General features: G+C 34.7%; 13 protein-coding genes, 1 pseudogene and 1 riboswitch. Of the genes and pseudogenes, 3 read left to right on the forward strand and 11 right to left on the reverse strand.

All coding sequences use genetic code 11. The features are described from left to right. The 9 genes and pseudogenes from AC06OU_RS11435 to comGA all read right to left on the reverse strand — a co-directional run. Window positions 1–209, reverse strand: a pseudogene (locus AC06OU_RS11435) (glycine cleavage system aminomethyltransferase GcvT); the annotation flags it as partial. 193 nt (window positions 210–402) lie between these two features. Further along, window positions 403–494: riboswitch (glycine riboswitch) on the reverse strand. 118 nt (window positions 495–612) lie between these two features. Continuing rightward, window positions 613–1,125, reverse strand: coding sequence for a shikimate kinase (locus tag AC06OU_RS11440; RefSeq protein WP_475855888.1), 513 nt, complete (start codon window positions 1,123–1,125; stop codon window positions 613–615). Window positions 1,126–1,139: 14 nt separating this feature from the next. Next, window positions 1,140–1,346, reverse strand: a complete 207-nt coding sequence (locus AC06OU_RS11445) for a hypothetical protein (protein ID WP_475855891.1) — start codon at window positions 1,344–1,346, stop codon at window positions 1,140–1,142. Continuing rightward, complete coding sequence (gene comGF / locus AC06OU_RS11450; RefSeq protein ID WP_475855905.1) at window positions 1,327–1,779, reverse strand: competence type IV pilus minor pilin ComGF; 453 nt, start codon at window positions 1,777–1,779, stop codon at window positions 1,327–1,329. Before comGF ends, AC06OU_RS11445 begins: the two co-directional genes overlap by 20 nt. Then, complete coding sequence (locus tag AC06OU_RS11455; protein ID WP_475855893.1) at window positions 1,752–2,063, reverse strand: hypothetical protein; 312 nt, start codon at window positions 2,061–2,063, stop codon at window positions 1,752–1,754. The genes comGF and AC06OU_RS11455 overlap by 28 nt, the downstream gene beginning before the upstream one ends. Further along, window positions 2,053–2,490: a competence type IV pilus minor pilin ComGD gene (gene comGD / locus AC06OU_RS11460; protein WP_475855895.1), complete on the reverse strand. Its 438-nt coding sequence runs from the start codon at window positions 2,488–2,490 to the stop codon at window positions 2,053–2,055. Before comGD ends, AC06OU_RS11455 begins: the two co-directional genes overlap by 11 nt. Then, entirely contained in the window at window positions 2,477–2,806 is a 330-nt protein-coding gene (gene comGC, locus AC06OU_RS11465; protein ID WP_169358114.1) for a competence type IV pilus major pilin ComGC, read from the reverse strand. The genes comGD and comGC overlap by 14 nt, the downstream gene beginning before the upstream one ends. Before the next feature lie 13 nt (window positions 2,807–2,819). After that, complete coding sequence (gene comGB, locus AC06OU_RS11470) at window positions 2,820–3,881, reverse strand: competence type IV pilus assembly protein ComGB (protein ID WP_475855897.1); 1,062 nt, start codon at window positions 3,879–3,881, stop codon at window positions 2,820–2,822. Next, on the reverse strand, window positions 3,862–4,878 hold the full coding sequence (gene comGA, locus AC06OU_RS11475; RefSeq protein ID WP_475855899.1) for a competence type IV pilus ATPase ComGA: 1,017 nt from the start codon (window positions 4,876–4,878) through the stop codon (window positions 3,862–3,864). The genes comGB and comGA overlap by 20 nt, the downstream gene beginning before the upstream one ends. A 173-nt stretch (window positions 4,879–5,051) precedes the next feature. Between comGA and AC06OU_RS11480 the strand changes: the two genes are divergently transcribed. After that, complete coding sequence (locus tag AC06OU_RS11480) at window positions 5,052–5,732, forward strand: helix-turn-helix transcriptional regulator (protein ID WP_340883252.1); 681 nt, start codon at window positions 5,052–5,054, stop codon at window positions 5,730–5,732. 141 nt (window positions 5,733–5,873) lie between these two features. Further along, window positions 5,874–6,113, forward strand: coding sequence for a DUF2626 family protein (locus tag AC06OU_RS11485; RefSeq protein ID WP_169358110.1), 240 nt, complete (start codon window positions 5,874–5,876; stop codon window positions 6,111–6,113). A gap of 56 nt (window positions 6,114–6,169) precedes the next feature. On the opposite strand, the gene AC06OU_RS11490 is transcribed toward AC06OU_RS11485, so the two are convergent. Then, on the reverse strand, window positions 6,170–6,808 hold the full coding sequence (locus AC06OU_RS11490) for an MBL fold metallo-hydrolase (RefSeq protein ID WP_475855901.1): 639 nt from the start codon (window positions 6,806–6,808) through the stop codon (window positions 6,170–6,172). A 152-nt stretch (window positions 6,809–6,960) separates the two neighbouring features. On the opposite strand from AC06OU_RS11490, the gene AC06OU_RS11495 reads away from it, so the two are divergent. Then, window positions 6,961–7,140, forward strand: coding sequence for a DUF2759 domain-containing protein (locus tag AC06OU_RS11495; protein ID WP_169358108.1), 180 nt, complete (start codon window positions 6,961–6,963; stop codon window positions 7,138–7,140). A 45-nt stretch (window positions 7,141–7,185) separates the two neighbouring features. Here AC06OU_RS11495 and AC06OU_RS11500 read toward each other — a convergent pair whose 3' ends face one another. After that, window positions 7,186–8,295 carry a YqgU-like beta propeller domain-containing protein gene (locus tag AC06OU_RS11500; protein WP_475855903.1) on the reverse strand — a complete coding sequence of 370 codons (1,110 nt, stop codon included), beginning with the start codon at window positions 8,293–8,295 and terminating at the stop codon, window positions 7,186–7,188. Between the last annotated feature and the right edge of the window lie 495 nt (window positions 8,296–8,790).

Raw genomic sequence — 8,790 nt, forward strand, 5'->3', positions numbered from 1 at the left:
TGTATGTAGTTTTCACTTTGTGGCCCACTTACGAAAATTTCTCCCATATGGGAAACATCAAACAATCCAGCCTTCGTCCGAACAGCTTCGTGCTCTTCCTTAATACTTGAAAACTGAACAGGTAATTCCCAGCCACCAAAATCGATTGTTTTTCCTCCATACGATGAATAGACATCATACAACGGCGTTCGTTTTAACTGTTCTGACAATTTAAATTCCTCCTTTAAATAGGTAGAAAAAGCATAGGGCATTAAAGGTACATGGTTTAAAAATCACAAAAAGGACAGAAAACCCCCTTTAACTTAACAAGGGTTCTCTGTCCTGGCACCTGAAAGTTTACCATAAGATGGCTTTCCCCTTTGGTGGCTTTCCACTTAACTTTGAAAGCACTCTCCAGAGTTGCGTCCTATACGAGTCCATTTGCCTGAGAGATTCATAAATAATTACTTGCTCCTTCGGCGACGCAGTGATGCGTTCTCTCCCCGTATAATCATCCGCTAAATATAGAAATATCACTAGCTTTGTCTATATCCTAACATTGAACATAAGAGAGCGCAATCATTTTTACAAAAACTATCTAAAGACGAACGAATATTTAACTAAATCGAAAAATCATTCGCCTTTGAGTCGATTCACTTGAAATCCTGCGTATTCTGTTATTTGTCGAATATGCCTGTTTTCGGTCCTAATAGTAATATGAGCAGCCTTTTTGTAGCTTCTTCTCCGCGTATTAAAAAGTTGCTGTAATTCTTCCTTCGTACTCCTTTGAACGATTGGCCTATTTTTATCTGTTTTTATACGCATCCAAATATCTTCAAATGTTGCGTCTAAAAATAAAACTAGTCCATTATTTCTCATAATTTTAATATTCCGTTCAAGCGTAGCTACACCACCACCTGTAGAAATAATACAAGATTCATTTCGAAAGGTTTGCAAGAACTCCGTCTCTAATTTCCGAAAATATGCCTCACCGTGCTGCTCAAATATTTCAGGTATCGACATTTTCTGTCTTTTGACAATTTCTTTATCCATATCATAGTAAGGCATTTTTAAATGGTAGCTCAGCCTTCTTCCGACAGCGCTTTTACCGCTCCCCATAAAGCCTACTAAATAGATCTTGTACATTTTTCATCAACTCACTACATACTAGGATTATTTTCTTGATCAATAAAAATACTCATTTTATTGATAGTATCACTAATATGTCGGATTTCCAACAAATCATACGTTCGATATTTAGATTGGTATGCGGCAGTAATGGTGAGAATGGAAAAACAGACAATGGAAAGTAGGATGGTGGAAGCTAGTAGCAAAGCACCTTTTTGCTCATTTAGAATACGTAACATACATGGTGTGCTCCTTCTGTTGACCATTAAAAAAAGTGACGAAGAATGTAATATTTTGTCCTTCCATACTAACCTTAAGTGCTTGTACATTTAAGAGGAGAGGCTCGTTACCCAATCTATTCTTTTGTTTTCGAATCACGTTTGATGTGTATTCCACATCAAACTCATCCCCTTCTTTTATAAAGCGGATTCCTGGCTGGCTTTTTTGCACCATGATACTATCTACATTATTTAAGTAAGCTTCCACGTATTGTATAAACAAACCCCATTCCACTTCTTGTGGATCTGTTACCTTTTTTTCTGTCGTATATAGCGACCACATAATTAAAACAAGTATCTGAGCAAAGATAATAAATACCGATAGTTGTAAAATACCATCGATAAACGTATAACCATTTTGCTTTTTTAATTTACAGATGAGATTTCTATACAGTTAATCACCTCTCCTCTCACACCTTGATATTCAACACAAACCTGTTGTTCATCTATTTGAAAGTTAAATGTTACACTTTCTATAGTAAGAGAACCGTTTTTTATATTTTCTGTTACGAACAATTTAGCTGCTTCATTCATGACAATCGCCGAGTGGTATTTCCTCTTTTTGTCTTCAAGCTTTACATTCATATTTGTAAGTAAAGGTAGAAGTATTGTAGCGATCATAAAAGTTATAAATAGAGTTAATATGGTTTCTGCCCATGAAAATCCCTTATTGTTCATACGCTAATTTACCAGTACCTATATGCACAGTAACTAGTTTCGTTTCTTTTGAAGTCAAGAAAGCAAAGCTCCCAAAATTTCTCACCATACCACTCGGCAGAAAAATAAGTTCCTTTAGTTTACTGTCCTCCGATAAACTAATATGTGAAGGTAGCATATTTTCAAATAAAATTATATTGGAGTTTGTTGTGGAATAGCTTGTTCCTTTGTTTCCAAATTTTAAAACGATATATTGCTCCTGACCTAATGCAAGAGCTTGTGCTCGTTGCACATCTAACTGAAATTGGCGAAAAAATCTTTTTTCCTCTAGCTCAATTACTTTATTGGTTGTTCCATAAATAACCGCAGAGCTAATTACCATAACAATCATTAGAATTAACGTAGTCTCGATCAAAGTAAAACCAGCTTGTTTTTTAATTTCCTCCATTAGCTACTTCCTTAATAATCACTTTTCCATTTTCAATATCAATTTCATCTCCGTTCGGGCAGCTTTTATTATTTGCTCCCAAATATTCATCTACAGTTAAATCTGAAAGTAAAGGAGTTTTATTATTATCTATTTTATAGGCTTGCACTTGTCCTTCGACCATTTTGATATAGGCTGCACAGCCCTTCTTATCAATATTTGCTGAATGCTTTGTGACATTTGGAATCGAGATTAATATTAGTACAGATATAATTAGCAGTACAATCATCATTTCAATTAAAGTAAAACCTCTATTAGATTTTAATAAGTTTTTCATTTGATTAGCTCCTTTAAATTATATTAATCATTTCATATACTGGTAGTAAGATTGCCAAATAAGCACCCACTATAAAAACTGCAAGTATTAAGAACATCAAGGGTTGAATAATACTTAAGTATCGGGATAGCTTTTCCTCCACACGCTTGTTTATAAAGTCACTATAAAGTGTAAGTTCTTTGCCTAGGTAGCCATTATTTTCTCCATGAACAATAAATTGATGAAAGTCATCAGTAAAACAATCCACTAATATGACACCTTCCGAAAACGAGGAGCCATAAATTACTTTTTCGTTCATCTGAAATACAATGTACTGCAGTATTTTATTTTCTTTTTGGTTGATTAAAGCAGTAAAGGATTCTTGAAGAGACATGCCACTCTCTAGAAGTACCCCTATCTCCCTAGAGAATATTCTGGTCACCAGTAAACGAAACCAACTATTCAAAATGGGAGTTCGTTTAAAGAATATAATTTTAAACTCCATATTTTTCTTTCTAAGCAGGAGCCATAGAAATAGACAGAGTAATATCATAGAGAAGAGAGAAACTATAAAGGTATTAGGAAGGTTTAGTAGGGTATTGGTTAATGCAAGGGAACTTTCAGATTGGGCGGAGTTTTTAGAAAGTAAGGTTTCCATATTAGGAATAAAGTAAATTCGAAAAACAGAAAATAACAAAAATATTATGACAAACAAAAATAAGGGATATAACAAGAGGTTCTTCAAACGTTTTCTTGCTTGCTCATTGAAAGCAGAGTTTACTGCTAAAACTTCTGTTGTCTCCACTAAATGTCCATGCTGGGAAGCCAAATAAATGGGAAGAAGCAACCGATTAGGAAAACCTAGCACCCTAAATACTTCTATTACGCCAAGTCCTCTTTTTTGTATATCCGTCACTTTTGTTTGTACCACCTGTATGTTCTTCACATGAAATGGTAACAACATAGTAATCGCTTCATGAAATGTATATCCCTCATTGAGCAATTCACTTAACCTTTTCAAAAAAGAGGCATGCATAGAAGCGTGTATGGTTTCATCCTTCTTACGGAGATGGTCTTTAATTGATTTTAATAACACCTTCCCTGATTCCCCTTTCTATTTGATACGAAAGAGTTAAGGGAACTGGAACCTTGAAAGTATTTCCGTCACTTATCGAGAGTAATGCATCCTCTAAAACATCATCTGCAATAATCTCATATATGGCAGATAGTTCTGGACTTTTTGTTTTTACTACACTTACCAATCTTTGAGTGACAACCCCGGTTACCGTTTGTTTTAATTCATCAATACTGATACCAAGATCCATCAGTCTATATAAAGCACCTAATCCGTCCTTGGCATGAATCGTGGATACTACTAAATGGCCCGTTAAGGAAGCCTGTATTGCCGCTTTAGCCGTATCCTCATCTCTAATCTCTCCAATCATAATAACGTCTGGCGAGTGCCTTAAAATGGCTTTTAGCCCTTTGGCATACGTAACTCCTGAGCGCTCATTCACTTGAATTTGAAGTAGATACGACTGACTATTTTCAACAGGGTCCTCTAAAGAGATGACATGCCGGTTCATATTTTCTGCACAGTATTTTGTCAATGAATACATAGATGTAGACTTACCTGAGCCAGTGGGTCCAACAAAAAGAATCATCCCTTGCCGTTGGTTAGCCAGCTCTACAATTTTGTCTGATGCTCCTCTAAATAAGGAAAGTGAGTGGATAATTTTTGCATTGTCATGCTGTTGAAGTCGAATGACTAAGCTCTCCTTCCCATACACAGATGGTAAGGTAGAAACTCGAAACGAAAATTTTTGTGAGTTAAACATATGTTGGAAGGAACCGCTTTGTGGTTTTCGTTTTTCGCTGATATCAAGAGAGGATAAAAACTTGAAGTATGATATGATTCTGATCCCGAGATTTAATGGCAGATGACCTGCCTCGAACATTTGGGATGTCTTCTTGAAATAATAGATGTAGTTTTCTTCATTGGGAATCATGTGAAAATCAGAAGCTCCAAATTGATGTGCCTTCTTTAATAGTTGGAAGCATCTTTGTTCCACTACATTTTCTTCTTGCTGCATTTCGTTGTCCTTTCCCCAGTCACAAGCTTGGCCGCACGAAGCTTATAAAACATAGTATACTTCCTAATCCTAAATAAATAAAGTGATTTTTCGCAATTTTTATTTATTAGATAATATCGTTTGTCATTCTTAAATTCTCCCTTATAATAAAATTAATGGAAGGTGGGATATACTTGTCCGATACATTAAAACTAACAGGTACCCTGGCAGATGAGACTAGATACTCAATCTATCAATATATTATAAAAGAAAATAAGGAAGTAAATGTACAGCAAATTGCCCAACACTTTGGTATTCATCCAAATGTGGCAAGACTACATCTTACAAAACTAAACGAAGCGAAGCTGCTGACTTCGAAATTCGTTAAAAACGAAAAAGGTGGTCGGCCAGCAAGAGTTTATGTTGTTGCTGAAGATCCAATACATTTAAGTTTTCCTAAACAGGAAAATCATTTACTGCTTGAATGGCTATTGGAATTAGTGGATACAATGGGTGAAGAAGCGCTTGAAAAAGCTAAGGATATCGCTTATCAAAATGGACAAAAAGTGGTTAATCATACACTAATGGATAGCATGTCCTTTGAAGAGAAACTGGATATTTTAAAGGAAACTGCCCACTCTATAGGTTATATCCCTACTATCATGGAAAAGAACAATAAAAAAGTTATCACTTTTTCAATATTCAATTGTCCTTATAAAGATTTTTTAAATAAATACCCACAATTTATATGTTTATTACATGAATCCTTTCTAAAAGGGCAGTTTGACAAGTTATTTCCAGAGAATTCATTCATCCAGTTAGAGAGTAAGCAAAATCACTGTATTAATTGCGTATATCACGTCGAAGTTCTATAATGAATTGAAGATGTATCTTAATTGTGACAAACTTATGTTATTCATATGTAGATATTTAATAATCAGTTTACATGTAAGAACACTTTCATTTATAATGAATAGGAGAATTATTTGTATTCTTTGCAAAAGGAGGGACTACAATTGGGCAATATGTATAAAGTAATGGCATTCTGGACAGGGATTTTTGCAGTTATGTTTTATTTAGGTGATATGACAGAAGCGTCTTTACTATTTTTAGCAAATACGGGGTTATTCCTTCTTTTAGGGTTCTTAAACCTATCTGAGCGTATGTATATGTACATCTTCGGGGCTTACTTAATGTTCTTCTTCGCTGGTTTTACATACTACACTACATTCATACATGTACCAGGTGGACATTAATAAAGTCCAAAGCAGCTTCCACATATAATGGAGGCTGCTTTTTATTTGGTCTTTTATTAAAACCCATTCAAAAATGGATTGCTGTCCATTTCTGCTTGAACAGTTGATGCTGGGCCATGCCCAGGATATATTACAGTTTCTACAGGAAGTGTTAATAGCTTTGTGTGTATTGACATTAACAGCTGCTTCTCGTTCCCACCAGGTAGATCTGTACGACCTATACTGTTTTGGAATAACGTATCTCCAACAATTGCAAAGCCATCTGATTCAAAGTAATAGGTTATGCTGCCGGGAGAATGTCCTGGTGTATGAGAGATGGTAAATTCAAAATCACCAATACTCAGCTTTTCTTCATGATTTAACATTACGTCGGCTTCTTTAGCAATAATATTTGGGATTTCTGCATATTTGGCAGAACCATTCTTCTCCGCATTAGTTAACCATGATTTTTCTGTGGGATGTATATAGACTGGAATATGATATGCATCTCTTACGTCATCTACAGCCCCAATATGATCAAAGTGAGCATGGGTCAGAAGTATGGCAATTGGTTTTAAATGTAGCCTGTTTAGCTCCTTAATTAACTGCTCTCCGTTGCCTCCTGGATCAAAAATAAGGCATTCTTTTTTAGCATTGGAAATGACGTAGCAATTCGTTTGTATAAAACCTAATGGATATGTACGTATATTTAACATAATTTCACCTCTACTCTATATTAAACGATTTGTTTACTTTTGTTCAATCTTTCGCCACTTTTATTACTCGACAAAAGAACAGATAACAATTACAATAGAAGAGGAATATGCAATCGCGACATTTATTTTATATGTCGGAAGGAGTGTCTTTCATGAACTTATTAATAGTTATTTTTGGTCTTGTTACAGTGCTAGCTATTATAGGCACTTACCAAGCAATCAAAGAAAAAAATTTACTAAGTGTTTTATTTAACTTTGGTACATTTGCAGTTTTTGGTTTCTTTACAGTTATGACAGTAATCAACCAAGGCTTTCCACCAAGCTTACACTAAAACATACAGAAAAAGCTGTTATACAAAATTGTATAACAGCTTTTTCTATTCCAATATATTTAACCATTTACCTTCTTTTAAGGTATTTAAGTTAATCCATTGTTCTTTTTCATATCCACCAAGACAAATCACACCGTTTGGCGAGCAGTCAATAGGTCGTTCTATTATTTCCCCATATTGTTTTTCCCCTTCTATGGAGTACTTACCTATTATACTTTTTTCGTTTGTTTCATCCTTATTTCCCTTTTCTTTCGCTTGGAAGGCAATAAAGCTATTTGGAGAGATTATGGATATGGTAGGTATAACCCACTCGGAGTAGTTACTTACGGCTGGAGATACCCAGTCAAAGCTCTTACCATTGCTTTTGTTCACTAAGTGATACTTAAATTGCATGTTTTCTTCATCTATTTGAATATAGACTAGAGAATCTCCTAAGTTTTGTACATCAATAATATTACTCCACTCAGTAGCCTTAATAGAATGATCAGCTATAGAATACTGTTTTAGATTACTTCCATCTAAACTAGTTTCACTCCAATCGAATACCATTAAATTCTCACTGTCCAACCACTTTACAAATGGATTCTCTACATCAATCGCTTCCATTTCTTGCGTATGTCCATTGTAAACTAGGCTGTTATAACTCCAATCTTCATAAAAAGCAGTGAAAACAATTAAATTTGGATCTGTGGGATGCCAATCCATGTACAGTTCAGCAGATTCGAAATACAAGCTTTGCTCCACTACACCGTTCATATGTATTAATTGCACTTCAGCTGAGGAGGAATTGTTAGAAGTATGTAAAACTATCATTTCTTTACTCGGATGAATCATTCCTTGAATCACTGGTGTTTTTGTTCTATAAATCTCTTTCCATTCTTCTTTAGTGACTGAGTAAGATTTTAAAATCCACTCTCCTTTGTCAACCAATATAAGTAAGATTTCATCATCAGATAACCAACCAATAACACTATGAAATTTGTTACGTTCTAAATGAATGGATGGAATATTAACTTCTAGATTTGTGATATCATTTTCATCTGCAGATGTGTGCTGCTCGGAGATATCGTCAGGGGGAACTTCTGGTGACTTCTCTGTTTCTGTGCAGGCCTGTAATAACATTATACAAAATATAAATAATAAAGCTTTTTTCAACATTCTCCCCCCTTCATCCTATACACATTAGACGATTCAAACTAAATTTTGTTTCAAAAAAAAGTAAATATCTTATATTTTATTCTCTAACTTTTTCCCTTGAGCTAATACAATAAAATAATGATCGTTATTTTATAGGATAACATAAAAAGTCACACCACTTTACATTATCTAGATAATTTTTAGCTTAAAATTTTGAAAAGGACATAATAAAATCAAGACTTTTCTAACTGCTTAAAAAACACCAGTAAATTTTTCTGAAGTTTGTATATTAACTAAAAAAACACAGACATTTTAGTCTGTGCCAGAGTGTAGACAAAAGGGTTGGAAATCGAAACGATTTCCAACCCTTTTGCTATTATCACAGTTTACATTCTGGAAAAAGAGTAAATTCAGCTCTCGACTTTGTTTATTTTACGCCATTTTCGGCGTTTTCCAGGTTCAGCTGGCCAACTTCTTTAGATTTAAGGCAAAAGTTAGCATCGCCTGCTTGGA

The sequence above is a fragment of the Psychrobacillus sp. genome, from assembly GCF_056205495.1.